Annotated in this window: 20 protein-coding genes; 10 read left to right on the top strand and 10 right to left on the bottom strand. The window is 69.5% G+C overall.

Features of this window, described 5'->3' with window-relative positions; genetic code table 11:
- Nucleotides 1-101: 101 nt before the first annotated feature.
- Complete coding sequence (locus tag ACFWN2_RS03665) at nt 102-1,097, bottom strand: NADP-dependent oxidoreductase (RefSeq protein WP_382424707.1); 996 nt, start codon at nt 1,095-1,097, stop codon at nt 102-104.
- Between the two features lie 122 nt (nt 1,098-1,219).
- Here ACFWN2_RS03665 and ACFWN2_RS03660 point away from each other — a divergent pair, with 122 nt between their 5' ends.
- The gene (locus tag ACFWN2_RS03660) at nt 1,220-2,101 is read left to right on the top strand and encodes a LysR family transcriptional regulator (RefSeq protein WP_382424706.1); all 882 of its coding nucleotides are present in this window, start codon (nt 1,220-1,222) and stop codon (nt 2,099-2,101) included.
- Here the strand turns inward: ACFWN2_RS03660 and ACFWN2_RS03655 are convergent, their stop codons facing one another.
- Nucleotides 2,102-2,605, bottom strand: coding sequence for a MarR family winged helix-turn-helix transcriptional regulator (locus ACFWN2_RS03655; protein ID WP_382424705.1), 504 nt, complete (start codon nt 2,603-2,605; stop codon nt 2,102-2,104). It lies immediately after the preceding gene.
- Nucleotides 2,606-2,663: 58 nt separating this feature from the next.
- On the opposite strand from ACFWN2_RS03655, the gene ACFWN2_RS03650 reads away from it, so the two are divergent.
- The gene (locus tag ACFWN2_RS03650) at nt 2,664-3,830 is read left to right on the top strand and encodes an FAD-dependent monooxygenase (RefSeq protein WP_382424704.1); all 1,167 of its coding nucleotides are present in this window, start codon (nt 2,664-2,666) and stop codon (nt 3,828-3,830) included.
- A 10-nt stretch (nt 3,831-3,840) separates the two neighbouring features.
- Here the strand turns inward: ACFWN2_RS03650 and ACFWN2_RS03645 are convergent, their stop codons facing one another.
- Nucleotides 3,841-5,049 (bottom strand): FAD-dependent oxidoreductase, encoded by a 1,209-nt coding sequence (locus ACFWN2_RS03645; RefSeq protein WP_382424703.1) that lies wholly within the window; start codon nt 5,047-5,049, stop codon nt 3,841-3,843.
- 198 nt (nt 5,050-5,247) lie between these two features.
- Between ACFWN2_RS03645 and ACFWN2_RS03640 the strand changes: the two genes are divergently transcribed.
- Nucleotides 5,248-5,559 (top strand): hypothetical protein, encoded by a 312-nt coding sequence (locus ACFWN2_RS03640; RefSeq protein WP_382424702.1) that lies wholly within the window; start codon nt 5,248-5,250, stop codon nt 5,557-5,559.
- A 15-nt stretch (nt 5,560-5,574) separates the two neighbouring features.
- Here the strand turns inward: ACFWN2_RS03640 and ACFWN2_RS03635 are convergent, their stop codons facing one another.
- Nucleotides 5,575-6,249: a DUF899 family protein gene (locus ACFWN2_RS03635; protein ID WP_382424701.1), complete on the bottom strand. Its 675-nt coding sequence runs from the start codon at nt 6,247-6,249 to the stop codon at nt 5,575-5,577.
- Between the two features lie 196 nt (nt 6,250-6,445).
- On the opposite strand from ACFWN2_RS03635, the gene ACFWN2_RS03630 reads away from it, so the two are divergent.
- Nucleotides 6,446-7,258, top strand: coding sequence for a VOC family protein (locus ACFWN2_RS03630; protein WP_382424700.1), 813 nt, complete (start codon nt 6,446-6,448; stop codon nt 7,256-7,258).
- Here the strand turns inward: ACFWN2_RS03630 and ACFWN2_RS03625 are convergent.
- Nucleotides 7,246-7,437 carry a hypothetical protein gene (locus ACFWN2_RS03625; protein ID WP_382424699.1) on the bottom strand — a complete coding sequence of 64 codons (192 nt, stop codon included), beginning with the start codon at nt 7,435-7,437 and terminating at the stop codon, nt 7,246-7,248. The genes ACFWN2_RS03630 and ACFWN2_RS03625 overlap by 13 nt on opposite strands.
- A gap of 158 nt (nt 7,438-7,595) precedes the next feature.
- On the opposite strand from ACFWN2_RS03625, the gene ACFWN2_RS03620 reads away from it, so the two are divergent.
- Entirely contained in the window at nt 7,596-8,633 is a 1,038-nt protein-coding gene (locus ACFWN2_RS03620; RefSeq protein ID WP_382424698.1) for a saccharopine dehydrogenase, read from the top strand.
- Nucleotides 8,634-8,679: 46 nt separating this feature from the next.
- On the opposite strand, the gene ACFWN2_RS03615 is transcribed toward ACFWN2_RS03620, so the two are convergent.
- Nucleotides 8,680-10,659, bottom strand: coding sequence for an amino acid transporter (locus ACFWN2_RS03615; protein ID WP_382424697.1), 1,980 nt, complete (start codon nt 10,657-10,659; stop codon nt 8,680-8,682).
- Between the two features lie 245 nt (nt 10,660-10,904).
- On the opposite strand from ACFWN2_RS03615, the gene ACFWN2_RS03610 reads away from it, so the two are divergent.
- The 3 genes from ACFWN2_RS03610 to ACFWN2_RS03600 all read left to right on the top strand — a co-directional run bounded on the left by ACFWN2_RS03610 (nt 10,905) and on the right by ACFWN2_RS03600 (nt 13,836).
- Entirely contained in the window at nt 10,905-11,351 is a 447-nt protein-coding gene (locus ACFWN2_RS03610; RefSeq protein ID WP_382424696.1) for a zf-TFIIB domain-containing protein, read from the top strand.
- 232 nt (nt 11,352-11,583) lie between these two features.
- The gene (locus ACFWN2_RS03605) at nt 11,584-13,119 is read left to right on the top strand and encodes an MFS transporter (protein WP_382424695.1); all 1,536 of its coding nucleotides are present in this window, start codon (nt 11,584-11,586) and stop codon (nt 13,117-13,119) included.
- Nucleotides 13,120-13,218: 99 nt separating this feature from the next.
- Nucleotides 13,219-13,836: a TetR/AcrR family transcriptional regulator gene (locus ACFWN2_RS03600; protein ID WP_382424694.1), complete on the top strand. Its 618-nt coding sequence runs from the start codon at nt 13,219-13,221 to the stop codon at nt 13,834-13,836.
- Between the two features lie 135 nt (nt 13,837-13,971).
- Here ACFWN2_RS03600 and ACFWN2_RS03595 read toward each other — a convergent pair whose 3' ends face one another.
- Together ACFWN2_RS03595 and ACFWN2_RS03590 are read right to left on the bottom strand one after the other, a co-directional pair.
- Entirely contained in the window at nt 13,972-16,518 is a 2,547-nt protein-coding gene (locus tag ACFWN2_RS03595; RefSeq protein WP_382424693.1) for a BTAD domain-containing putative transcriptional regulator, read from the bottom strand.
- Between the two features lie 41 nt (nt 16,519-16,559).
- Nucleotides 16,560-16,793 carry a hypothetical protein gene (locus tag ACFWN2_RS03590; protein ID WP_382424692.1) on the bottom strand — a complete coding sequence of 78 codons (234 nt, stop codon included), beginning with the start codon at nt 16,791-16,793 and terminating at the stop codon, nt 16,560-16,562.
- A gap of 678 nt (nt 16,794-17,471) precedes the next feature.
- On the opposite strand from ACFWN2_RS03590, the gene ACFWN2_RS03585 reads away from it, so the two are divergent.
- Both ACFWN2_RS03585 and ACFWN2_RS03580 read left to right on the top strand, forming a co-directional pair.
- On the top strand, nt 17,472-20,456 hold the full coding sequence (locus ACFWN2_RS03585; RefSeq protein ID WP_382424691.1) for a BTAD domain-containing putative transcriptional regulator: 2,985 nt from the start codon (nt 17,472-17,474) through the stop codon (nt 20,454-20,456).
- Nucleotides 20,457-20,659: 203 nt separating this feature from the next.
- The gene (locus ACFWN2_RS03580) at nt 20,660-22,072 is read left to right on the top strand and encodes a class I adenylate-forming enzyme family protein (RefSeq protein WP_382424690.1); all 1,413 of its coding nucleotides are present in this window, start codon (nt 20,660-20,662) and stop codon (nt 22,070-22,072) included.
- Between the two features lie 16 nt (nt 22,073-22,088).
- Here the strand turns inward: ACFWN2_RS03580 and ACFWN2_RS03575 are convergent, their stop codons facing one another.
- Nucleotides 22,089-22,658, bottom strand: a complete 570-nt coding sequence (locus tag ACFWN2_RS03575; RefSeq protein WP_382424689.1) for a carboxymuconolactone decarboxylase family protein — start codon at nt 22,656-22,658, stop codon at nt 22,089-22,091.
- A 901-nt stretch (nt 22,659-23,559) separates the two neighbouring features.
- Nucleotides 23,560-23,826 (bottom strand): DUF5988 family protein, encoded by a 267-nt coding sequence (locus tag ACFWN2_RS03570; protein WP_382424688.1) that lies wholly within the window; start codon nt 23,824-23,826, stop codon nt 23,560-23,562.
- Nucleotides 23,827-23,908: the final 82 nt, after the last annotated feature.

The following is a 23,908-nucleotide window of genomic DNA, read 5'->3' as shown; positions in this document are numbered from 1 at the left end:
CCGCTCCTTGCGTGCAGGGTGATTGCGCGCAGAACCGTACGACGGGGTCCACCCAAGTGGTACATACCAATTGGCCATAAGGTGGAGCGGCGATTCCCGTGTCAGGACACCGTCAACACGATCTTGCCCTGGATGTGGCCCCGCGCGGCGCGCTCGTGCGCCTCACGCGCCCCGGACAGCGGATAGGTGCTGTCCAGCCCGACTTGGAGCTCGCCGAGGTCGAGCAGGCGTCCGATCTCGGCGAGCTGGGAGCCGCTCGAACGCACCTGGATGTTGGACACGGAGATGTTCGAACGCGCCGTCTCCTCGGGGTCGTACTCGGCGAAGAACACCGGGAGCATGGTGCCGCCGCGCTTCAGCACGGCCAGCAGGCGTGAGCTGTCCTGGCCGCCCACCGCGTCGATCACCAGGTCCGCGTCCCGGACGACGTCCTCGGCACGCGTGGCGGTGTAGTCGATGAACTCGTCGGCGCCCAGGTCGCGCAGGAACTGCTCGTGGCGGCCGGAAGCCACCGCGATCACCCGTGCCCCCTTCCACCGCGCCAGCTGCACCGCGAAGTGGCCCACTCCGCCGGCGGCGCCGTTGACCAGCACGGTCGTTCCCGGCGTGATCGGTACCGGGCGGTGCACGCGGCCGGTGAACGGGGACGGCACGTCGTGCCCGAGGTCGATCAGGTACTGCCAGGCCGTGAGCGCGGCCATCGGCGCGCCGGCGGCCCGCACGTGGTCGACGCTGGCGGGCTTGCGGGCCAGGTCCGACGCGGGCGCGGCCACGTACTCGGCGTAGGCCCTGCCGTCGAAGCCCGGGAAGCGCAGCATGCCGAAGACCTCGTCGCCGGCGGTGAACTCGCGCACGTCCGGTGCGACGGCCTCGATCACGCCCGAGACGTCCGTTCCCGGGGTGAGGGGGAACGTCAGCGGCGGCCTCAGCTCCGGCGGCATGACCTCCAGACCCTCGCGGAGGTACCAGTCCGGCGGGTTGACGCCCACCGCGTGCACGCGGACGAGCACCTCGCCCGGTCCGATCTCGGGAACGGGCACCTCCTCGTACCGCAGAACGTCCGGACCGCCTGCTTCGTGGAACTGGATCGCCTTCATCGCGCTCGTCACTCTCCTGGGGAATCGGTGCTCCTCCAGTCAAAGCCCGCACCGGTGCGGGCGTCCAAGACCCGTCCGGCAACGTGGTCATTCCGAAAACGCATACTGCGTACGCTGGCAGGGTGAACGACTCCGGACGGGACCTGGACCTGCGGCTGGTGCGCTACTTCACGGCGGTGGCGACCCACCAGAACTTCAGCCGGGCCGCCGCCGATCTGCACGTCGCGCAGCCCGCGCTGAGCCGTCAGATCCAACGGCTGGAGAACCACCTCGGCGCGCGGTTGCTGGACCGCGGCCCCCAGGGCGCCCGGCTCACCCCGGCCGGGCAGTCGTTCCTCCCGAGGGCACGAGCCCTGCTGCTCGCCGCTCGCCAGGCCGAACTGGCCGTGCGCGCGGAAGCCGCCGCGGAACGGATCACCGTCGGCTACGTCGAGGACCTCGTGATCACCGCCGCGGTGCGGGAACTGCGGCGCCGCCACCCGGACGCCGAGATCACGTCGCGGCACCTGAGCTGCCGCGACGTGGGCGCGCTGGCCGAGAAGCGGGTCGACGCGCTGATCGCGCGGGCGCCGCTCCCCCTCGACGCCGACGACGTGGTGGTCACCCCGCTGTACGAAGAGCCCCGCGTGCTCGTGGTCCCACTCGGGCATCCCCTGGCCGCACGCACCTCGGTGACGTCCGGGGAACTGGCGGGAGAGGCGGCCCCGTGCGCGTTCGGGACGACCGAGTGGACCTCGTACCGGCTTCTCGGCGCCGACCTACCGGTGATCGAGAACTACGAGGACAAGCTGGAACTGGTCGCGAGCGGCCAGGCGGTGGCCGTGCTGCCGGTCGGCGACCGGCGCAGCTCACTGCGTCCCGATCTGGTCACCGTCCCGATCGACGACGCTCCTCCCAGCCAGGTCGTCCTGGTGAGCCGCAAGGCGGACCCGAACCCGATGATCAGGAGTTTCCGGCTGGCAGCCGAGTCCGTCCTCTCCGGACCGCAGGTGAGATCGGCGTGATCACGTCGATGCGGCGTCCGCGCTGAGCCGGTGGTCGGCCGCGGCCGCCGCGCCGGTGATCCGTCCCAGGAACGCCACCACGGTGCGGAGCTCGGCCGGGGAGGTCGTGCGCAGGACGTCCGCGATCTCCGCTCCGGCGACGGCGAGGAAGCCACGAGCGTGCTCGCGTGAGGCCGGGGCCGGCCTCAGCGTGACGCGCCGGCGGTCGGCGCTCTCGCGGCTGCGGACGAGGTGACCGGCGGCCTCCAGCCGGTTGAGCAGGATCGTGGTGGCACCGGTCGTCATGCCGATCTGCCGGGCCAGCCGGACGGGCGAGAGCGGTGCGCCCGACTCCGCCGCCCAGATGATCTGGCCCAGCGCGTTGGCGTCGGAGGCCGGCAGTCGCAACCACTCCGCGAGGTGCTGGTTCAGGGCCGTGAACCCGACCACCCAGTCACGCAGGCCGTGCATCACCTCGACCTGGGCCGCCGACCAGGCCTCCACCAGCGGATCCGCGTCTGTCATGCAACCCCCTTCGCACCGAAGTAGCTTTGCTGCAAAGCTATCAAGTGGGGAGTTTCGGATGACAACACGGCACGCGGTGATCTCCGGCGCGAGCATCGCCGGACTCTCGGCCGCGTTCTGGCTGCGTCGCACCGGGTGGGAGGTGACCGTGCTGGAACGCGCGAAGGCGTTCCGCGACGGCGGGCAGAACGTCGACGTCCGCGGCACCGCCCGCGAGGTGCTCACGAGGATGGGGCTGTTCGACGCGGTGAAGGAGCAGAACACCACCGAGACCGGCACGGTGTTCGTCGACTCGTCCGGTCAGGTGCTCGCGGAACTGCCCTCGGCGGGCCCGGACGCGGCGACCGCCGAACTGGAGGTCCTGCGCGGCGACTTCGCCCGCACGATCCTGCGGCACCTGCCCGCGGGCGTCGAAGTGCTCTACGGCGACACGATCTCCGGTGTCGAGGACGGCACCGAGGACGTCACGGTGTCGACCACCTCCGGCCGGACGGTGCGCGCCGACCTGCTGGTCATCGCCGAGGGAGTCGGCTCCAGCACGCGCGACCTGCTCTTCGACGGCCTCGTCGACCGCCGCGACCTCGGCGTCGCGATGGTGTTCGGCACGATCCCCCGCACGCCGGACGACGACACCCGGTGGCGCTGGTACACCACCACCGGCGGACGGCAGATCCACCTGCGCCCCGACAACCACGGCACCACGCGGGCCATGCTCGCCTGCACGGGGAACATCGCCACCGGCGCCGGCGCGCTGAGCCGCTTCCGCGACCGCTACGCCGACGCCGGCTGGGAGGCGCGCCGCGTCCTCGACGGATTCGACGGCTCCGACGACGTCTACGTCGACCAGCTCACCCAGATCCGGATGCCCACGTGGCACCGCGGCCGGGTCTGCCTCGCGGGCGACGCCGCGTGGTGCGTCACCCCGATGGGCGGAGGAGGCGCCTCGCTGGCACTCGTCAGCGGCTACGTGCTGGCAGCCTCCCTGTCCGGGTCCGCGCGGCTCGACGGCGGACTCGCCGCCTACGAGGAGTGGATGCGGCCCCTCGTCGACGACGTGCAGAACCTCCCGCGCTGGATCCTGCCGTTCGCCTACCCCCGCACGCGGCTCGGTCTGCGCCTGCGCCGCCTGGCAGACAAGGCGCTCACGTCGCGGCTGCTGGCGCCCCTGACGGCCAAGGCGACCCAGGTGGCCGCCAGTGACCGCGCTCTGCCGGCCCTGGTGTGAACCGGCCGGTTCACCCGCGCGGCAACGGGTTCTGCGCCATCCGCTGCTCACCGGTCCTCGCGGCCTCCCTCACCACGGAGAACCCGTAGCCGGTCAGCTCGTCGCGTTCGTAGTCCGCCAGGACGTCCCGCAGGCAGGCCCGCCGCTTCTCGACCGCCTTCAGCGCGCGGCCGAGGAGCGCGGCGTCGCGCATCGCGACGTTCGCTCCACGCCCCAGGGTCGGCGTCATCGCGTGGATCGCGTCTCCGAGCAGCGTGACGTTGACCGGCGGGTCGAGCTCGGCAGGCACACTCGTGCGCATCTCCACGACGAAGAACGACTCGGGATCCGCGCGGGTGAGGAGTTCCGCCGCACGACCGGGCCAGTCCCGCAGGACTTCCGCGGCGGCCGTGCGAAGGCCGTGACCACTGAGGTCACGCACACCGGCGAAGTGCTCGTGCCGTCCGCCGACGACGCACACGACGTAGTCGTCCTGGTCCGGCAGGGAAAGACCGGGTGCGAAGCGCCGCGCGGCTTCCGCCGGCGCGACCGGGAAACGCACGGATCCCAGTCCCAGGAAGACCTTCCGCTCGTCCGAGGCGATCGTGAAGATGTCGGTGAACGTCTCGGCGGGCACGAACCGCGCCGCGACGGACGACGGCACGCGGCCGTAGATCGCGGTGACTCCCGCGTCGGCCGTCTCGCACTGAGGAGCACGCTGCCCGCGCACCGCGGAACGGATGCCGTCCGCGCCGACGAGCACGTCACCCCGCGCTGTGGACCCGTCGGCGAAGAACGCGGTGACGCCCTGCGCGGTGCTCTCGTAGTGCGTGAGCGTCCGGCCGTAGTGCACCGTCTTCTCCAGTCCTGCCAACAGGATCCGGCGCAGGACGGCCCTGTCCACGTTGGCGTGACGGGCCTCGCCGCGGGGCCAGACGTCACCGTGGACGTCCTGGGTGAAGAGACGTTTCACGACCGACAGGTCGGTCGCGAGGATCGTCGTGAACGGCTCGGTGTACTGGGCCGTGGCGTCGAACACGGCGTACGGCCCGGCCGGGAGCACCTCGCGCGCCGCGTTGAGGGCATCGGCGTCGAGGTGCAGGCGGTAGCCCTGGGGCCGCTCCCCCGGACTCGCGTCGCGCTCGAAGACGGCGACGTCGATCCCGTTGCCGCGCAACGACTGGGCGAGTGACAGGCCGCCGAGACCGGCGCCGATGACGAGAACCTTCAGATCAGACACGGGTGTCCTTTGGTCGATTGCCGACAAAGGACGCACCGGTGACCTGGGACCAGGCTCTTGCACGAACGCTCACGCGTCACCCGGACTACCCACCGGGCAGTGACTTTCGCACGTCGTGGCGGAATCTAGCGCGGCACCACGGCGGCGGCAAGCCGCGATCGGCACGCCGGACGTCCCGATCGGTGCGATCCTGACGTGATGGCCGAGCCGGAGCACACCCCAGACGGTCACTTCGTGATCATCAAGGGACGGCGGTGGCGGGCCACCGATCCCGAGATCCCGCCCGAGCCCGCGGCACGGCTGCGGAGTCTGCTGATGGCGGCGCGCCGGGACGTCGGCGCCGCCCTCCGCGCTCAGGACGCCGATGCGGAACGCGATGCGCGCGCACGGGTCCATCTCGCGAAGACCGCACTCGGCGAGCGCGGCACGCCGTGGTGGGAGCAGACGGCGGACCAGCGGCGGCAGCGTTGGCAGGACGGCCTGGACGCACTCGGGGACCGCGACGGCTGACGAACCCCGGCACGCTCACCCGTAGGTCGGGTACTGCGGCCAGCCGTGCGGGCTGTCCTCCCAGTCCTGCTGCCGCCCGTAGACCGTGCGGTCCATGATCTGCGCCACCGGAAGGATGGCCTCGGTGCCCCGCCGGTCGGTCATGTACGTCAGGTACGGCTTGCCGTCGCGCCGCAGGTAGTAGGAGTAGCCGGGCATCCAGTACTCCTCGCCCTCGTCGTCCGTGCGCGTCCAGCCCCAGTCGTGGTGGTAGGTCGTGTCCGCGGACGACACCCAGCGGTGCTCCCAGCCGCGCTTCGCCCGCCACGCCTCCAGCTTCCCGATCGGCGCCTGCGACACCATCGCGAACGCGATCCCCTCGTCGGAGAGCCGGGTCATGTTCCACGGGAGGTTGTCCACGGCCCAGGTGCAGCTCGGGCACCCCTCGTCCCAGTCAGGACCGAACATCACGTTCTGCACCAGCAGCAGGTACCTGTCGCCGAACAGGTCGGTCAACCGCACCGGGCCGTCCGGTCCCGTGAACGCGTAGTCCTCCACCTCCACCATCGGCAGGCGGCGCCGGGCGGCGGCGACCCGGTCGTTGTGCCGGGTGACCTCCTTCTCCAGCGCGACCTGCCCGGACAACGCCGCGTCGAACCGCGCGCGGTCCACCGCCTCGGGCGCCGCCTGCGGTTGCTCGTCCTTCGCCATGCACGCCTCTCCTCCACAGGAGGTCCGATGAGGACCACTGGCTAGCCGCCGGCCGCTCCTCTCAAACTCGGTGTCCACAGTGGACGGACTCGGGTCCGCGCGACGGCCGCGGGAACAGGTACGGTGGAATCGTGTCCACGAGTGCCTCGAACGCACGCCTCGGACACCACACGTCCATAGGAGCCAACGCCTTCTCATGATCATCCGACCGGGACATCCGTGCTGGGTGGAGCTCGCCACGAACGACACCGAGCGCAGCACGCGGTTCTACGAGAGCGTGTTCGGCTGGAAGTACCACTGGACGCGGGACGACGCGGGCGAGGACTACGCGGTCGCCCTGCTCGACGGCGAACCGGTGGCCGGCGTCCGTCCGCTGGGACGCGCGACGCTGGACTGGACGCCCTACCTGGCCGTCGCCGACCTCGACGCGGCGAGCGAGCGGGTCCGCCGCCTCGGCGGCACCGTGCTGGAGACCAGTCCGCAGCACCTTCCCGGCCTCGTCGCGAAGGTGCTGGTCGACGACCCGAGCGGGGCCACGGTGGGCATCGCCCAGCCCGTGGACGGCTGGGGTTTCACCGCGGGTGTGCCCGGCGCGCTGGTGTGGCTGGAGTTCGTCACGCGCGGTCCCCGCCTGGCCGACCCGTTCTACGGCGCGCTCTTCGGCTACCGGCAGCGGCAGGTCGGTGACGGCACGTCCGTGGACCACGTCGTGTACTCCACCGGCGGCGACACCGTGATCGGACGTGTCCGGATGGCACCGGACACCCCTGCCACCGTCCCGCCGCGGTGGATCGCCCACTTCGCGGTCCCGCCCGGCCTGGGCTTCGACGAGACGCTGCACCTGGCCCGTTCGGCGGGTGCGCGGCTCCGCTTCCAGCCCTATCCCTCACCGCTGGGCCAGGTGGCGGTGCTGGCCGACCCGCTCGGCACCCGTTTCGCGATCATCGACCCCGACCTGGCCTCGGACTGGGACAGCGCCTCACCCGCCGACGACCCCTACGACGACTGACCGCCCCGCGCGTCACCCGCCGGTACCGGGCCGGCGGGTTCGTGGAAGAGGCCGGTGTACCGCCCACCCTGCGCAGGCGAGATGCCGGCCACGGGCCTGGCGTGCACCACGTCCGGGTGGCTGAAGAGCCCGTCGGACGGCAAAGCGGGCATCGAGTGCGTGGCGTGCTGGATCTGCAATTCTCCGGCTCTCTGTGCGGTCCGTGTCGAGCACGGGCGCGCCCCGGATGCCCAGCACGGACGAACATCAACCTTCGAAATGATCACAGAGCGAGAACGGGTGAACGGGCGCGGGCGACGAGGAACGCCGCCAGCCGCACCGACTACCTTTCCAGGACATGACGGTCCAACTGTGGATGCGCAACGAGGTGCGGGCCACCGAGCGCCGCGCGCCGATCACGCCCGCCGACGCCGCCTCGCTGGTGCGCGACGGCTTCGCCGTGACCATCGAGGAGTCGGCGCAACGGGTGCACCCGATCGGCGACTACGCCGCCGCGGGCTGCTCCGTGGCGGAAGCGGGCAGCTGGGTCGACGCGCCTGAGGACGCCGTGGTCGTAGGACTGAAGGAGCTGCCGGAAGAGCCTTTCGCGCTGCGGCACCGGCACGTCTTCTTCGGCCACGCCTACAAGCAGCAGGAGGGCGCCGAACGGCTGCTGCGCCGGTTCGACGCGGGCGGTGGCGTGCTGCTCGACCTGGAGTACCTCACCGACGACTCCGGCAGGCGGCTCGCGGCGTTCGGCTACTGGGCGGGCTACGTGGGCGCGGCGCTCGCCGTGCTGCACCACCGCGGCACGCTCGACACGCCGTTGCACCCCACGTCCGCGACCGAACTGGACGCGCGGCTGGCCGGCGGTGCCCCGCTGAGCGCGGTGGTGATCGGTGCCCTCGGCCGGTGCGGTCGCGGCGCGGACCGGGCGCTCACCGCCGCGGGCATCACGCCGACGCGCTGGGACCTCGCCGAGACCCGCGACCTGGACCGGCCCGCGTTGCTGCGGCACGAGGTCCTGGTGAACGCGGTGCTCACGTCCCAGCCCGTGCCGCCGTTCCTGCGGCCCTCCGACCTCGACGAGCCCGGCCGCGTCCTGCGGACCGTGTGCGACGTGACGTGCGACGTCGGCTCGCCGTTCAACGTCCTGCCCGTCTACGACCGGACCACCACCTGGGAGCAGCCGGCACGGACGTTGCGCGACGAGCCGCCGCTGGACCTCATCGCGATCGACAACCTCCCCTCGCTGGTACCACTGGAAGCCACCGACGCGTTCTCCGCCGACCTGCTGCCCCTGCTGCGGGACCTGCCGCGGGCCACCTCGCCCTGGCAACGCGCCGAGCGGTTGTTCCACGACACCGTCACCTCGATCAAGGAGTCGTCCCGATGACCCGCCGGGGCCAGTAGCGCCGAGTCGTCCACGTCGGCAGCTGTGATCAGCCTCCGACGTGGATGCCCGGCCGGCGCTCCGGATCCGGTTCGCTGGCGCGGATGATCTCCCGCACGACCGGCGCGGTGTCACCCCGGCCGAGCAGCAGGTAGCGGAAGAGGTGACCGAGCGGGTTGCCCTCGCTCCAGGCGAAGTGGCAGTGCGGCCGCACACCCGTGCAGTCGCGCAGGGCGAGCAGGATCGCCGCGATGGCGTTGGGCGCGGCGGGGCTGCCGGCGCGCAGGATCCGGTGCCCGTCGACCTCGACGCCCCGCACCTGCAGCACCTCGCTGAAGTCCGACGGGTCGACCACGTCGATCTCCAGGAACATCACGTCCGCCGTCCCGGGCACGGGGTTCATGCCCCGCTGCTCGGCCTCCTTCTCCGCGTACTCGGCGGCGTCACCCGCCTGGCGGCGGTTGGCGATGATGGTCACGGCACCGTCGTGGGCGAGCGTGTCGGCGACGAACCGGCGTGCGGTCTCGTCGAACTCGATGTGCTCGACCCGCAGTTCGGTGGTGCGGGTGACGCGGGAGACCAGCGAGATCGCGATGATGCCGAGGATGAAGAACAGCGAGATCGTCAGGCCGTCCGGCTTCTCGATCACGTTCTCCACCAACGCGTACAGCAGGATGAGCGTCAGCACGGTGAACGCGATGGCAGCCGCCTTCTGCCGGCGGCGCAGGGCGGAGATGGCTACCGCGACGGACGCGGAGACCATCATCGCGAGGATTCCGGTGGCGTAGGCGCCCGCCTGGGCGTTGACGTCGGCGTTGAAGATGATCGTGACCAGGACGCAGACCGCCGTGTAGACGATCACGACCGGCCGCACCGCGCGCGACCACTCCGGCGCCATGCCGTACGACGGCAGGTAGCGCGGCACGATGTTGATCAGGCCGGCCATCGCCGAGGCACCCGCGAACCACAGGATCAGGATGCTGCTGATGTCGTAGGCCGTGCCGAACGCGTCGCCGAGCAGGCCGTGCGCGAGGTAGGCCAGCGCCCGTCCGTTGGCCTCGCCGCCCGGCTGGAACTTCTCCGCGGGGATCAGCACGGTGGTCACGAAGCTGGTCGCGATCAGGTACACCGACATGATCAGCGCGGCGGTCGTGAGCAGCTTGCGCGTGTTGCGCACGCGGTCGCGCAGTCGCTCCTCGGCGGTCTTCCCCTTCGATGCCACCAAAGGCATCATGCTCACGCCGGTCTCGAAGCCCGACAACCCCAGCACCAGCAACGGAAACGCCAGGATCGCCGGGCCGACGACGCCACCGTTCGTGGACGTCAGCGCGTCCAGCCACCGGTCGAGCGCGGCCGGCTCCGCCAGCACCTCGACGACACCCGCCACGACGATCACGGCGTTCAGCACCAGGAACACGGCGACCAGCGGGATGGCCACCCCGACGGCCTCGCTGAACCCGAGCAGGAACACGCCGCCCAGCACCAGCAACAGCACGACGGTCACCGCGACCTCGTGTCCGTGCAGGAAACCGGGCGCGTACGGGTTCTCCAGCAGGTGCACGGTCGCGTCCGCGGACGACAGCGTGATCGTGATGATCCACGACGTGGCCACGAACCCCAGCAGCACCAATACGAACAACTTGCCGCGCCAGAACGGCAGCAGGTTCTCCAGCATCGCCACCGAACCCTGTCCGTGCGGGCTCTCCTTCGCCACCCGCCGGTACATCGGCAGCATCCCCAGCAGCGTCAGCGCCACGATCAGCAACGTCGCCAGCGGTGAGACCGCTCCCGCCGCGAGCGCCGCGATGGCCGGTAAGTAGGACAGCGTGGAGAAGTAGTCCACGCCGGTCAGGCACATCACCTTCCACCACGACTGCGGCTCCGCGTGCGCCTCACCGCTCTGCGGCCCGACCACCGGCTGCACCCGGTGCTTCAGCAACCACCGTCCCAGCCCCGTCGCGGGAGCAGCCGGGCGCACCGGGCTGTCCACGCGCTCAGGTATCGCGTGCCGCTGCGACGTTTCGGTCATGCCCGTTCCCCCGTGGTGGTGTGCGTCATTTGGGAACGAGTCAACTTCGTGTGAAGTCCTGCCTGTGTGAAGGCAGGAGGCCTCAGGCATCAAGATCGCGTAAAAATGGACGATCTTGACCGGACCGGCCCCCGCCGGGCGAGAGCCCCTGCGGCCGGACCGCCGCCAGGGGGTGTCCGGCGACGCCGTCGACGAATAGGATGCGGGATGGGCCGCCATTGTCTGTTTCTCACAATTGACGTCGGATGGACGCGCGATTACCGAGCGGTTACCGCAACAGCCGAACGACCGGGGCGTTTGCGAGCCGATCGCCCTACCATCGACGTATGATCTGCCCCAAATGTCAACACGCCATGCGCACCTACGACCAACACGGGATTCACCTCGAACAGTGTGACAACTGCAGGGGAATCTATCTCGACGCAGGCGAGTTGCAGCAGATCCTGCTGGCCGACCGCGCACGTCAGCAGTCCGCCCAGTTCCACCAGAGCCCACCGCCCCTGGCGGCGCCGCCTCCCTACCAGCCCGCGCCCGCGCAGGCACCGCACCACCCGGCACCACCGTCCCACAACAGGAAGAACGACGACTGGGACGATGACGACGACGACTTCTTCGGCAGCGACAAGAACTCCCGTGGCAAGAAGAAGAAAAAGAAGGACAGCTGGGCGTTCCTCGACGACATCTTCGGTTAATGCGATCCGCGCACCGAAGCGCACGTGAAGCTTTCGCGACTTCATCCGTTCAAGCCCGACCAATCGTCACAGCCGCCCCCTACGCACACCATCCGCGCCGGATGAACGAGGTCCGGACTGGAGGAACAATGCCCGATCTGACGATCGACCTGATGAGAGACAAAGGCGACGTGGCCTTCAGGTCCCAGCGCTCGGGGCTGATGTCCCACGCCGCGGGACGAGCGGTCGTCGCATGAACAGCCGGGTGACGGGCTACGCCACGATCGTCGTGGCGTGCCTCGCGCAGCTCATCGTCACGGTGGACATGACCGTGCTGCACCTGGCAGCGCCGGCGTTGAGCGTTCAACTCGGCGCCTCCAGCGTGTCGATGCTGTGGATCGTGGACGTCTACGGGTTCACGATGGCGGGCCTCCTGGTCACCTTGGGCAACCTGGGCGACCGGATCGGGCGGCGACGGATGCTCATGTGGGGTGTCAGCGCTTTCGCCGTGGCCTCGGTGCTGGCGGCTTATGCGCCCACCGTCGAGCTGCTGATCATCGCGCGAGCCCTGCTGGGTGTGGCGGGAGCCGCGATCTTGCCCGCGACGACGTCGTTGCTGCGTGTCGTGTTCACGACGCAGAAGGCTCGCACGGCGGCAGTGGGCGCCAGTGCGGGGTTCTCGGCGGCGGGCTTCGCGGTCGGGCCGATCGTCGGCGGGGTTCTGCTCAACCAGTTCTGGTGGGGTTCGGTGTTCCTCGTGAACGTCCCGATCCTCCTGCTGGTCCTCGTCGCGGTGAGGTTCATCCCCGAATCGCGTGCGCCGCAACGAATTCCGCTGGACCTGCCCAGTGTGCTGCTGTCCGTCATCGGTGTGGTCGCGGTGGTCTACACGATCAAGGGCGCCTTCTTCGTGGGTCCGTGGCACCTGGACGTGATGGCCGCTTTCGTCGTGGGAGTTCTCGCCCTGTGGCTGTTCGCCCGGCGGCAACGGCAACTGCCCGTCCCGTTGATCGACCTGCGGCTGTTCCAGCGCAGGCAGTTCGCGACGTCCGTCGGATCGAACCTGGTCGCGGTGTTCACCCTGACCGCGTTCGGCCTGATCATCAGCCAGTACTTCCAGGTCGTGCGCGAGTGGACGCCGCTGAACGCGGGAATCGCCTACGTCCCCGGGGCCGTCGCCGCCGTCCTGGCAGGTGGCGTGCTCGCCGCGACCGCGATCAACAAGATCGGCCGCGGGTCCTCCGTGGCACTCGGGCTGGTGCTGGCCGCGATCGGCTTCGGCCTGCTCGCCAGGGTCGAGGCGGACTCGTCGTACGCACTGGTCGTCGTCGCGCAGATCGCGGTCGGCGCGGGCGCGGGTCTCACGCTGACCGTCACCAGTGACACGATCCTGGGCACCGTTCCGCGAGACCGTTCCGGCGCGGCCGCCGCGATCTCGGTGACGGCGTACGAGCTGGGCGGTTCGCTGGGAATCGCCATCATCGGCACCGTTCTCTCCGGGATCTACCGGGCGCAGCTCGTCCTGCCGGAGGGGGTCCCCCAGTCGGTCGTCGAGCAGGTCAGGGAGTCCTTCAGCGCCGCGGTCGGCAGCGGGCTGGCGGAACCGCTCGCCACGGCCGTCCGCACCGCCGCCACCGAGGCCTACCTCGACGGCATCCGGACGAGCATGGCCTTCAGCGCCGCCGTCACCGTCATTCTCGCGCTCTTCGTCCTGAAGTTCCTGCGCGGAGTCCCCAAGGTCCTCGACCAGGAACCCGCACAGGAAGAAAGCTCCACACGCGGCGCCTGAGCGACCGCGTCTCCCACGCCGGCATCGCTGATTCGGGGTCTCCCCCGGCGATGCCGGCGTCTCCGTTGGTTCGGGCAGCACCGCACCCAGAGGGAAATCGTGCCGAAAATAGTGATCCCGTACGAGCGGCGGAAGGTCGTGAGCGACGCCGCGGTTCGGATCATGGCCCGAACGGGGGTCGAGGGCGCGTCCCTGCGCAACCTCGCCACCGAGACCGGACTCTCCATCGGAGCCATCCGGCACTACTTCGAGAGCCACGACGAACTGCTGGTTTTCACGATGCGTGAGCTCGGCGAGCGGATCAGGCAGCGCGTGACCACCCGCTTCGACCGGCTTCTCGCGGCGGACCTCACCAGCCCTGACCTGGTCGCGGACCTGCTGGCGGAGATGCTCCCGCTCGACCAGGCGCACGGGGAGGACCTTGCCGTCTGGTCGGCCTTCGTCGTGGCCGCACGGGCGCAGCCCGCGTTCCACGTCGTCGCCGAGGAGCACCACGAGCACACGCGCCACCTGATCACCAGGATCCTCAGGGCGGCGACCGACCACGGCGGGCTTCCCGCGCGACTGGACCTCGGCATCGAGTGCTGCCGGCTGAGCGCCCTGCTGGACGGGCTCACCCTGCACGCGATCCTGCACCCGCGGGCAGCGACGCCGGACCTGTTGATGGACGTTCTGCGGCGGCACACGCGATCCCTCGCCACGCCGACCGGCACCTGATCCGTTCACCACGCACTCGACGGACGCAGCCGGCCCGGTCAGGCCGGCTGCGTCCGTTTCACCCTGCCCGGACAAAGCTGAACGCCGGACCGCGTTGGGGTGGGACGCGGTCCGGCGTTCAACGTTCTGGCGGGATCAGCCCGCCCGGCGGCCGGTGAGGTCGAGCGTCGGCTGGTTGCTCCACGCCCGCGCCCGCTCGTGCTTCGACGCCCGCTCGGCGCGAGGGATCTGCTCGGTGACGACGTCGCGCACGAGCAGGTGCCGGAACCCGTACTCGATCTCGCCGGTCTCGTTGTTGCGGCCCCGGCGGCGCAGGAAGTCCCGCTGTTCCAGCAGTTCCAGCACCTGGGCGACCTCACGGGCGTCGCGCTGGCCCGTCGCCGCCACCGCACCGGGCGACACGAGGTCGCCGGTCAGCGCCGCGTCCTGCAGCACCGCCTTCGCCTCGACCGGCAGCGAGTCGAGCTGCGCGGTCAGCACCCCGCGCACCGAAGGCGGCACCGGCAGCGAGGCGTCGTTGTGCAGGCACGGTGTGCGCGCGTCGGACACCATGCCGGCGTATTCGGTGGCGAACAGCGGGTTGCCGCTGGCGTACGACACGAGCGCCTGCCACAGTTCGGGCGAGAGGTCCCGCGCCTGCAGCAGCGAGTTGAGCAGCTGGTGAGTTCCGTTGTGGGACAACGGTTCCAGGCTGATCGTGGTCGCGTTGCGCTTGCCGCCGAACCACGAGGGCCTGCGCTGCAACAACTCCGGCCGCGCGGTGACGATCACGAGCAACGGCACGGAACCGGCCTGTTCACCCAGTTCCTCCACGAAGTCGAGCACCACGTCGTTCGCCCAGTGCACGTCCTCCAGCAGCACGATCAGCGGTTCGGACTCCGCTGCCTCCTCCAGGAACCGCCGCCAGGCCGGGAAGTCCGGGCGCACCCCGGCGCCGGGGTCGGCCAGGCAGGCCAGGCTCGCGTGCAGCCGGTCCGCGAGCTCGCCGGCACCGACCAGCTTCTGGAGGCCGGCCCGCAGGGTCGCGAAGGGCGAGAAGCCGCTGACGACGTCGGCCAACGGCCCGTAGCCGTGGTCGTCACCGAAAGCCGTCGCGGTGCCGCGCAGAGCCGTCGTGCAGGAGGAGGCGACTTCGTCGACGAGCCGCGTCTTGCCCATGCCGGCCTCGCCGAGCACGGTCACGAAGTGCGGGCGGCGACGCGTGCGCACCTCGTCGAGGAGCCCCTGCAACACCAGCAACTCGCGCTCGCGTTCCACGAACGGCACGGCGGCCTGCGAGCGGCGGTTCGCACCGCGAGGTGAGACGCACGAGATCGCCTGCCAGCCTCCGGTCGGGGCGCCATCAGACTCCCAGATCACGGAACGGGCGGCGTCACGGGTCGAAGTGCACGCGCGCACCGCGCCCAGCGGTGCCAGCGCCATCAGCTGACGGCACTGGTCGAGCAGGACTCCGCTGGCGGTCGGGGCGGTCGACGACGGCAGGCGCACGAGGGCGTCGCCGGTCGCCACGCCGATCTGCACCTCCGCGACCGCGTCCAGCCTGTCGCGGATGGCGACCGAGGCGCGCACGGCGCGATCGGCGTCGTCCTCGGCGGTCTTGGGCACGCCGAACAGGGCCAGGAACACGGATCCGACGCTGCCGCCGACGACACCGCCGAGACGGGAGACCTCGGCGGAGACGACGGAGGCGACCTCCTGGTGCACCGCGTCGACGTCCTCGGGGTCACCGTCCCCTGCCGCGAGTCCGAGCTGGGCGGACACCATCACGACGCTGACGAGCTTGCGCTCCACGACCGTGGAGTCCAGCACGTCCGCCGGGCGGGCCGGCTCCGGAGCGGGCGGCGTGATCACGACGGGTGACGGCGCGGACGCCTGGTCGACGGCGAGCAGGTGCCTGCGCTGCACCGACGGCGGGAGGTCCAGGGTGGGTGCGTGGTCGAGGATCGCGCGTTCGAGCTCCTGCAGCTCTCGGCCTGGTTCAAGACCGAGTTCCTCCACCAGGGCCGTCCTGGTGCGGCGGTAGACGTTCAGCGCGTCCACCTGGCGGCCGCACCGGTACAGCGCGAGCATCAGCTGGCCGCCCAGTCGCTCGCGATAGGGCTCCAGCTCGATCAACGACTCGAGCTCGCCGATGATCTCGGCGTGCCGGCCGCAGGCGAGCTCCGCCTCGAAGCAGTCCTCCTGCGCGGCTGGTCTCCAGTCCTTGGTGGCGGTCAGCTCCGGCCAGTTGATCCCGGTCTCCGCGAGGTCCGCGAGCACCGGTCCGCGCCACAGGCCCAGCGCGCTGCGGAGCACCTTCGCCGCGACGGGCCAGTTGCCCGCGGCGAGCTCGCTCCTCCCCTGCTCGGTGAGCCGCTGGAAGTGCGACAGGTCGAGGGAGTCCTCGTCCACGCGCAGCAGGTAGCCCGGTGCGTGGGTCAGCAGCATCGGTGACCCGTCGGGATCGCCGCCGTGGGCGGCGAGAACGCCTCGCAGCCCCGAGACGGCGTTCTGGAGCATCTTGCGCGCCGTGGGCGGGACGACGTCCCGTGGCCACATCGCCTGCAGCAACTTGCTCGTCGCCACCACTCGGTTGGCCTGCAGCAGGAGGAAACCCAGAGCCGCGCGCTGCTTGAGGCCGCCCAGCGGCACGGGCAGGTCGTCGTCGAGGACTTCCAGTGAGCCCAGCAGGTGGAATCGCATGGTTCTGGCCTCCAGTGAAAGGGTGTCCGGACGAAGGGTGATCAGCCCCAGGGGGTGTCGCAGCGACGCGGGCCCTTGCGTCCCCAGGGGGTGTCGTCGGATGTCACGGAGGCCCAGGGCGTGTCACCGTCGGAGGGGCGCGTCGAGTGGGTGTCGCACCGGTGGCCGTCGCCCCAACGGCTGTTGTCGGCCTGCGCGGTGCCGGCGAAGAGCGTCATCGTCAGGACGGCCGGGATGACGGAGAGAACCAGGGCTGCGGTCTTCTTGCGGATCATGTGGGCTTCCTCTTACTCGATCGGACTTTGGCTCGAGTCGTGCTGAAGACACCTTCGAGCGGCGTCTGAGGAAGAAGTTAGGAGCGCGGCCCATCGTCGTTCTATCGCGAATCCACCGCGTATCGATTGGCTGCGATGGTGGCCGTCGGCGAGCCGATGAGTCGCGGAATGACTTACCCGCCAGTCAGCTCGCGCCGTTACTACGCTGAGTGATCAACAACCGGGAAAAATCACGTTGCGGAACGCGCAATGATTAGCGTGCGTTTAGCAAACCAAACGAACGGATTGCTGCGTTCAACCCCGCTCGACTACTCCGTTCGGAGTAACAGTAGAGACGCCGGACAGGCCACTACAAAGTTTGTATCCCGCAACGATATTTCGCGTGCGCGCGAGTTTATCCCCGTCGGCGCCTCGGCGGAAACCATCCCCAAATGAGACAACTATTAGGGGGAAGCATTGTCTTTGATCGTACAATGATGGACAAGAAGATCTTGACAGCTTTCGCTCCCAGGGCTAACTTTGCAGAGGTCACATGCTGGAGATGAGGACGCTTCGCGTTGAGATCAACCCTGAGTTAACATCACGGAAACGCTCCGCGCAATTTCGGTCCGCCCAGCCGAACAAACGCGAAAGTGACCGATTCGCTGCGACGAACTTAGGTACGAGGGGTCGCCTGTCATGAGCCCCACCCCTGACGACGAACTGATTTTCAAGCTGCTGGGCATGATCGAGATAGTCGGGGCCCACGAGCAGGTGCCGGCGCCGCCGCGGCGGCAGAGGACCGTCCTGTGCGCCCTGCTGCTCGAAGCCAACCGCGTCGTCAGCATGGAGCAGTTGATCGACGTCGTCTGGGAGCACAACCCGCCGTCGACCGCGCGAGCGCAGATCCAGATCTGCGTGTCCGCGCTCCGGCGGGAGTTCGCGCGAGGCGGCGTCGACGCTCAGATCGAGACCCGCCAGCCCGGCTACCTGCTGCGAGTCGCCGCGGACAAGATCGACGTCTTCCTCTTCGAACGCCGCGTCGCCGCCGCCGACCTCGCCGTCCGCCAGGGACGCCTGGAGGAGGCCTCGACGATCCTGCGCTCGGCCCTGGCGCTGTGGCGAGGGCCCGCGCTCAGCGCCGCCGGTGCCGCGCTGCAGAGCAAAGCGCTGCGACTCGACGAGAAGCGCCTGTCAGCGCTGGAGAACTGCGTGGAAACCGAACTGTCACTCGGTCGCCATCACGCTCTCATCGGTGAATTGCAGAGCATGGTCACCGAAAACCCTTTGCGAGAACGCCTGCGCGGTCAGCTGATGCTCGCACTCTACCGCTCCGGGCGGCAGCCGGAAGCCCTTGACGTTTACCGCGCCGGTCGCGAGTTGTTCATCGAACGCCTCGGCCTGGAACCGAGCGACCAACTGCGCAAGCTCGAGACGGCGATCCTCCTCGACGACGACGTGCTGCGACTCGACCAGGAGGAGTCCGTCCCGGTCGTCGTGCAGAACGTCGTGTCACCGCACCAGCTTCCCGCCACGATCTCGGACTTCATCGGCCGCCAGGACGTCGTGGCGCGCGCCGAGAACGTGCTCTCCGGCGACCACATGACGATGCACGTGGTCAACATCTCGGGCAAGGCGGGCATCGGTAAGAGCGCTCTCGCGGTCCACGTGGCCCATCGCGTCGCCGCCGAGACCTATCCGGACGGTCAGCTGTACTGCGACCTGCGCGGCACCCACGCCCAACCGGCCACGCCCGCCGAGGTTCTCGGCCGTTTCCTCGCCGCTCTGGGTGTCGTCGGCTCGACGTTGCCCGACGGCGTCGACGAACGCGCCGACATGTACCGCAGCATGCTCGCGAACCGGCGCGTGCTGGTCGTCCTGGACGACGCGGGCAGCGAGTCGCAGGTGCACCAACTGCTTCCGGGCTCACCGACGTGCGGTGTGATCGTCACGAGCAGGACCCGTCTCACCGGGCTCGCCGGGTCTCATCTGGTCGACGTCGACTGCATGGACTCCGACGACTCGCGGGAGCTGCTGGGGCGCATCATCGGCAGGCAACGCCTGGAGAGCGAACCGGTCGCCGTGGCGGCGTTGCTGGACGTCGTGGGAGGGCTCCCACTGGCGCTGCGCATCATCGGCGCCCGCCTGGCAGCGCGCCCGCACTGGACCCTCGCCTCGATGGTCGGCCGCCTCGCCGACGAACAACACCGGCTGGACGAGCTCGTGCACGGCGACATGGTCGTGCGCGCCAGCCTGTCGCTCACCTACGACGGCCTGGAACCCGACGCGCGCCGGATGATGCGGCTGATGTCCCTGCTCGAAGCGGACAGCCTGCCGGTCTGGACGGCCTCGGCGCTCACCGACGACCGCGGCCGCAGCTTCGACCTGGTGGAACGGCTGGTCGACGCGCAGCTGCTGGACGTGGTGGGCAGCGACATCACCGGCCTGCCGCGGTACCGCTTCCACGACCTGATCCGCTTGTTCGCCAAGGAACACGTCGTCGCGCACGAGACGCCTGCCGCGCAGCTGGAATCCGTGGAACGGGTCGCAGGGGGCTGGCTCGCGATGGCCGAGCAGGCACACCGCCACCTCTACGGCGGCGACTTCACCCTGTTGCACGGCCAGGGGAAGCGCTGGCAGCCACCCGCGCCGTACCTCGACGTGGTGCTGCAGGACCCCCTGGGCTGGCTGGAGAGCGAGCACCCGAACCTCTGCGCGGCCGTCGTCCAGGCCGCCGACGCCGGTCTGGACGAGCTCTGCTGGGACCTGGCGATGACGCTCGTGACGTTGTTCGAGACGCGCAGCTGCTTCGACGACTGGCAGCACACCCACGAACGCGCGCTGGAAGCCGTGCGCCAGGCCGGCAACAAACGCGGCACCGCGGCACTGCTGTGCTCGCTCGGTTCGTTGCACCACAGCCAACGGCGCATGGAGGCCTCCCGCGCCGCGCTGGAGCCCGCGCTGGACCTCTTCACCGAGCTCGACGACACCCAGGGTCTCGCGCTGGTGCGCCGCAACCTGGGACTGCTGGAGTACAACGAGGGACGGCCCGAGGTGGCGCTGCGGATCTTCGAGCAGTCGCTGATCGACTTCACCCGCGTCGGCGACGTCGTCGGCCAGGCGCACGTCGTGTCCCAACTCGCGCAGCTGTCGATCGACCGCGGCGAGAACGAGCTGGCGATCAGTCAGCTCAGCGACGCCCTCCGCATGTGCAGGGAGATCTCCAGCCCGCGCGTGGAAGCCCAGGTGCTGCATCGGCTCGGTGGCGCGATGCTCGTGCAGGGGCGGTACGAGCAGGCGCAGCAGCTCATCACGTCGGTGCTCGCGATGGTGCAGCGCTCCGGCGACACGGTGGGCGAGAGCTACGCGCTGCACTCGCTCGGCCTGATACACGGCCGCATGCGCATGTACGCGGAGGCCGGGCGGCTGCTGCGGCGCGCGATCCGCCTGTGCGAGGAGAACCTCGACCGGGTCGGGGCCGCGCGGATCCAGCTCGACCTCGCCCAGCTGGTGTCGCAGCGCGGGGACACGTTCCACGCCATCGCCATAGTGGAACAGGCGATGAGGACGTTCCAGGAGCTGCGGCTCGCGTTCTGGGAGAGCAAGGCGCTGGCCGTGATGGAGAGGATCTCTGCGGACAACTCGCTGTCGGCCGCGGGCACGTCGAACGGTGGCGCCGGGTAACCGGTCGGGGGTCTGCACGGCGGCGCCTGACCGAGGTGGGGCGCCGCTGACGGCCGGGTACGACGAGATGGCGCGTCCATTGTTCCCCGGCACACCGCCGCCGAATAATTTGGCGCACCCCTGCGATTACCGTCCAGTGGGCGGTAAGTGGGATTTGATGAAATACCCTGCATTGCAACAGTCGTGCGGGAGGAGTTGTTCCGATGTCGGCAAAACTATTCGCACCGGATGTCACTTTCACCTTCGAGGAGCTGGAGCAGCGCGCTCTCTGCACCGCGGACGTGCTGCGTGACCTGGGGCTCGGCCTCGGCGACCGCGTGTTGTTGAAGGTCGACAATTCCGTTTCCTACCTCAGCACGCTTTTCGCGCTGATGCACGTTGGCGCCTCGGTGGTGCTCGTCGACCACCAGCAGAAATCCGACCACACGGCAGAGGCCTGCAGCCGTTCTTCGGTGAAAATGGTCATCGTCGACGACGACGCGCCCATTTCGAAGGACCAGGAGGTCGTGCACTGCTACGAGCTCGCGGTCGGCGCGTGCGGCCGTGAGCCGATCGACTCCGCGCTGGACTTCACGGCGTGGTGCGAGCTGCCGGACAGCATCATCATGTGGTCATCGGGCTCGACCGGCGAGCCGAAGGGCGTCGTGAAGAACGGCGGCCGGTTCCTGAAGAACCTCCAGCGCAACGCCGATCTGGTCGGGCACCGCTCCGACGACGTCCTGCTCCCGCTGCTGCCGTTCAACCACCAGTACGGGATCTCGATGATCCTCATCGCCTGGCTCGTGCGGTGCTCGCTCGTCATCGCCCCGTACCGCAGGCTGGACCGCGCGCTGCAGCTCGCCGGCATGGCGGGTACGACCGTGGTCGACGCCACGCCCGCCACCTACAAGAGCATCCTGAACATCGTGGAGAGGCGCACCGCGTCACTCGGCCTGTTCGGCGAGGTCCGCATGCTGTGCAGCGGCGCCGCGCCTCTCGACCCTGCGCTGTCGCAGCGGGCGGTCGAGGTCTACGGCCTGCCGCTGCTGGACTCCTACGGCAGCACCGAGATGGGCAACGTCGCGTTCGCGACGCCGGACAACCCCGTCGGCACGGGACGCCCGGTCGAAGGCATGTCGGTGCGCATCCGCGGGGACAACGGCGAGGAGCTCCCCGCCGGCGAGATCGGTGAGATCGAGGTGCTCGACCCCGACCTCATGGAGGGCTACCTCGGGCCGGAGGGCACCGTGACGCCCGTGGAGCGGGACTGGTACGCCACCAACGACTTCGGCTACCTGGACACCGACGGAAACCTGTTCATCGCCGGCCGCAAGACGGCCGTGCACCGCAACGGGTACACGCTGCACCCGGAGATCATCGAACGCACCCTCGCCGAACACGGCTGCACCACGATGATCGCGGCGGTGCCCTGCGACCGGCGTGGCTCGACGCTCGTGTTCTACGTCGAGGACGAGCAGAACGGCGATCCGGCCCGCTGGCGCGAGCTGATCAACTCCGTCCTGCCGAAGTACGAGCAGCCGAACCGTGTCAGCGTCGTCGAGCGGTTCCCGTTGAACCGCAACGGGAAGCCGGACCGCAAGGAGCTGGAACAGCGTGCGCTGAAGGAAGGTTCGTAGGCTGCGAGGGCCGTCCCTAGAAACCCACCAGCTCCCTCGCGTTCCAGGAGTGCGGCAGCGCCGCGTCCTCCAGTGGCGGGCGTGCGATGTTGGCGATGTAGTTCGTCATCGCCGAGATGGCCACCCCCGTGATCACTTCGAGCACCTGCTCACTCGTGAAGCCCGCCGCCTGGAAGGCCGCCAGCTCCACCTCGTCCACCTGCCCGCGGAGCTCTATCACCGACTGGGTGAACGCGGACAGCGCGGCCAGCCGGCGGTTCCTCGGCAGCATGCCCTGGCGGATCGCCTCCACCACGGACGGCTCGACCCCCTCGGTGAGAGCCTGCAGGGTGTAGAAGGCGACCGCCCACTCGCTGCGGTTCGCGACCGCGTTGGACAGCAACAGGACCTGCCGTTCGTCCGCGGTGAAGGTCCCCTCGTCCTGGAAGTGGCCGAACGCCGACAGGTACGTGTTGATCAGCGCCGGCGAGTCCACCATGAGGCCGACGGCCGCCGGCACGAACCCGCACGCGCCGCGCAGATCGTCGAGCTGTGATTTCGCCGGTTCGATGGTGTTGTCGGCGTCCTGGACGTGATGAGTGATCATGCTCGAATCTCCCGAGTTCCGTGACAGGGTGTATTTGCGGACGGTGATCGCGGCGGAACTGCGCGGGTGCTGTTCGCTCGGTTCATGAGGCGAGCGCCCATTGATCGGGGGACGCCTTCAGGGATGGCGTGGGTGAGGTCGTCCGACATCTTCGGCTGACCGCCGCGACGCCGCGGACCTCACGCGGTCTTTACGCGGTCCGATTGTCGCCGGCTCTTCGGCTCGGGGTTCTTCGGTTCGCGCTCACCGTTTGATGAAACACCCGTGAAACGTGACAGTCGGAACCCCAGCCTGGTGGGATCCTGCCCGATTTTCGCCCGGTTCACGGAAACGGGCAGCGAGCTGCTCCGTATGGCCTGACCTGGTGCGGTCGACTTGCCGAGTCCGTACGCCTGAACGGCCTTGGTGCAACTTTGGTTGCGGCCGAAACGGGCAGAGCGCGACACAGTCGAACGCGGCCGACCCAGATCCGGAAGGCGCGCGCATGCTCAGGCAATGCCGTGCGTGGCCGAGCGGGAATTCATCGCGACCTGCGATGGAACAGGCTGGGGCGATCCAATGAGATCCGCGACCTCGGCATTCTCCGAGGGGGCCCTCAATTGGTCGTAAAGTTCTGACTGAGAAGTCAGCCCACTTCTGGAAGATGGATCCTGTCCGGCCGCGAGACGACGTCGATTGTTGTCATCTCAAGCGCATCCGGGGAGATCGGCGGCACGCGCACCCAGTATTTTCGGACGCGCGAAATCCACGGCTGAGGAGGTGCCTCGGCCGTGGTCGCGAAAGTGCATATCGGTTTCGGAATTCGGGTGATCAGGTCATTCGACGGGCGGTACCGCGACTGCCTGCCGGACCGCCGATGCCGAAGGCGCTCAACGCCTCCGGCATCGGCCGGCGATCGGCGTCACTCGGCGACGCGGGTGCGTCCGGTCCAGCGGAACACCAGCTCGGCGCGCTCGTCGAGCGGGGTTCCGTCGCGTTCGAAGTGCTCGTGCCCGCCGTAGTGCGGGATCTTGACCTTGCGCTCCTCGCGGTGCACCCGTCGAGCCCGGATCTCCGCGGGCAGGTCGGCGGGGCCGCCCTGGAGCACCGCGTCGACGAGGAGGCCGAGGTTGGTCTCGGCGTCGACAGCGCTGTCGCTCACGCTGGTGGTCTGCACGCTCTCGGTCATGGTGGGTCCCTTCGCTGCGGGTCGTGAAACTTGCCTGGTGCGTTCCTCACTGCTGCTTGCCGGAGCCGAAGATCTTGGTGAT

This window comes from Lentzea sp. NPDC058436 (assembly GCF_042721515.1).
In the GTDB taxonomy this organism is placed as follows: Bacteria; Actinomycetota; Actinomycetes; order Mycobacteriales; family Pseudonocardiaceae; genus Lentzea.
This window is presented reverse-complemented; position numbering and strand designations above follow the sequence as displayed.

Bases quoted from the DNA above. Each gene is read 5' to 3' on its own strand.
- ACFWN2_RS03655 (WP_382424705.1), bottom strand. From the start codon at position 2,605: ATGACAGACGCGGATCCGCTGGTGGAGGCCTGGTCGGCGGCCCAGGTC.
- ACFWN2_RS03640 (WP_382424702.1), top strand. From the start codon at position 5,248: ATGGCCGAGCCGGAGCACACCCCAGACGGTCACTTCGTGATCATCAAG.
- ACFWN2_RS03590 (WP_382424692.1), bottom strand. From the start codon at position 16,793: ATGATCCGCAAGAAGACCGCAGCCCTGGTTCTCTCCGTCATCCCGGCC.
- ACFWN2_RS03570 (WP_382424688.1), bottom strand. From the start codon at position 23,826: ATGACCGAGAGCGTGCAGACCACCAGCGTGAGCGACAGCGCTGTCGAC.
- ACFWN2_RS03605 (WP_382424695.1), top strand. From the start codon at position 11,584: ATGAACAGCCGGGTGACGGGCTACGCCACGATCGTCGTGGCGTGCCTC.
- ACFWN2_RS03580 (WP_382424690.1), top strand. From the start codon at position 20,660: ATGTCGGCAAAACTATTCGCACCGGATGTCACTTTCACCTTCGAGGAG.
- ACFWN2_RS03575 (WP_382424689.1), bottom strand. From the start codon at position 22,658: ATGATCACTCATCACGTCCAGGACGCCGACAACACCATCGAACCGGCG.
- ACFWN2_RS03595 (WP_382424693.1), bottom strand. From the start codon at position 16,518: ATGCGATTCCACCTGCTGGGCTCACTGGAAGTCCTCGACGACGACCTG.
- ACFWN2_RS03665 (WP_382424707.1), bottom strand. From the start codon at position 1,097: ATGAAGGCGATCCAGTTCCACGAAGCAGGCGGTCCGGACGTTCTGCGG.
- ACFWN2_RS03630 (WP_382424700.1), top strand. From the start codon at position 6,446: ATGATCATCCGACCGGGACATCCGTGCTGGGTGGAGCTCGCCACGAAC.
- ACFWN2_RS03615 (WP_382424697.1), bottom strand. From the start codon at position 10,659: ATGACCGAAACGTCGCAGCGGCACGCGATACCTGAGCGCGTGGACAGC.
- ACFWN2_RS03635 (WP_382424701.1), bottom strand. From the start codon at position 6,249: ATGGCGAAGGACGAGCAACCGCAGGCGGCGCCCGAGGCGGTGGACCGC.
- ACFWN2_RS03650 (WP_382424704.1), top strand. From the start codon at position 2,664: ATGACAACACGGCACGCGGTGATCTCCGGCGCGAGCATCGCCGGACTC.
- ACFWN2_RS03610 (WP_382424696.1), top strand. From the start codon at position 10,905: ATGGACGCGCGATTACCGAGCGGTTACCGCAACAGCCGAACGACCGGG.
- ACFWN2_RS03620 (WP_382424698.1), top strand. From the start codon at position 7,596: ATGACGGTCCAACTGTGGATGCGCAACGAGGTGCGGGCCACCGAGCGC.
- ACFWN2_RS03585 (WP_382424691.1), top strand. From the start codon at position 17,472: ATGAGCCCCACCCCTGACGACGAACTGATTTTCAAGCTGCTGGGCATG.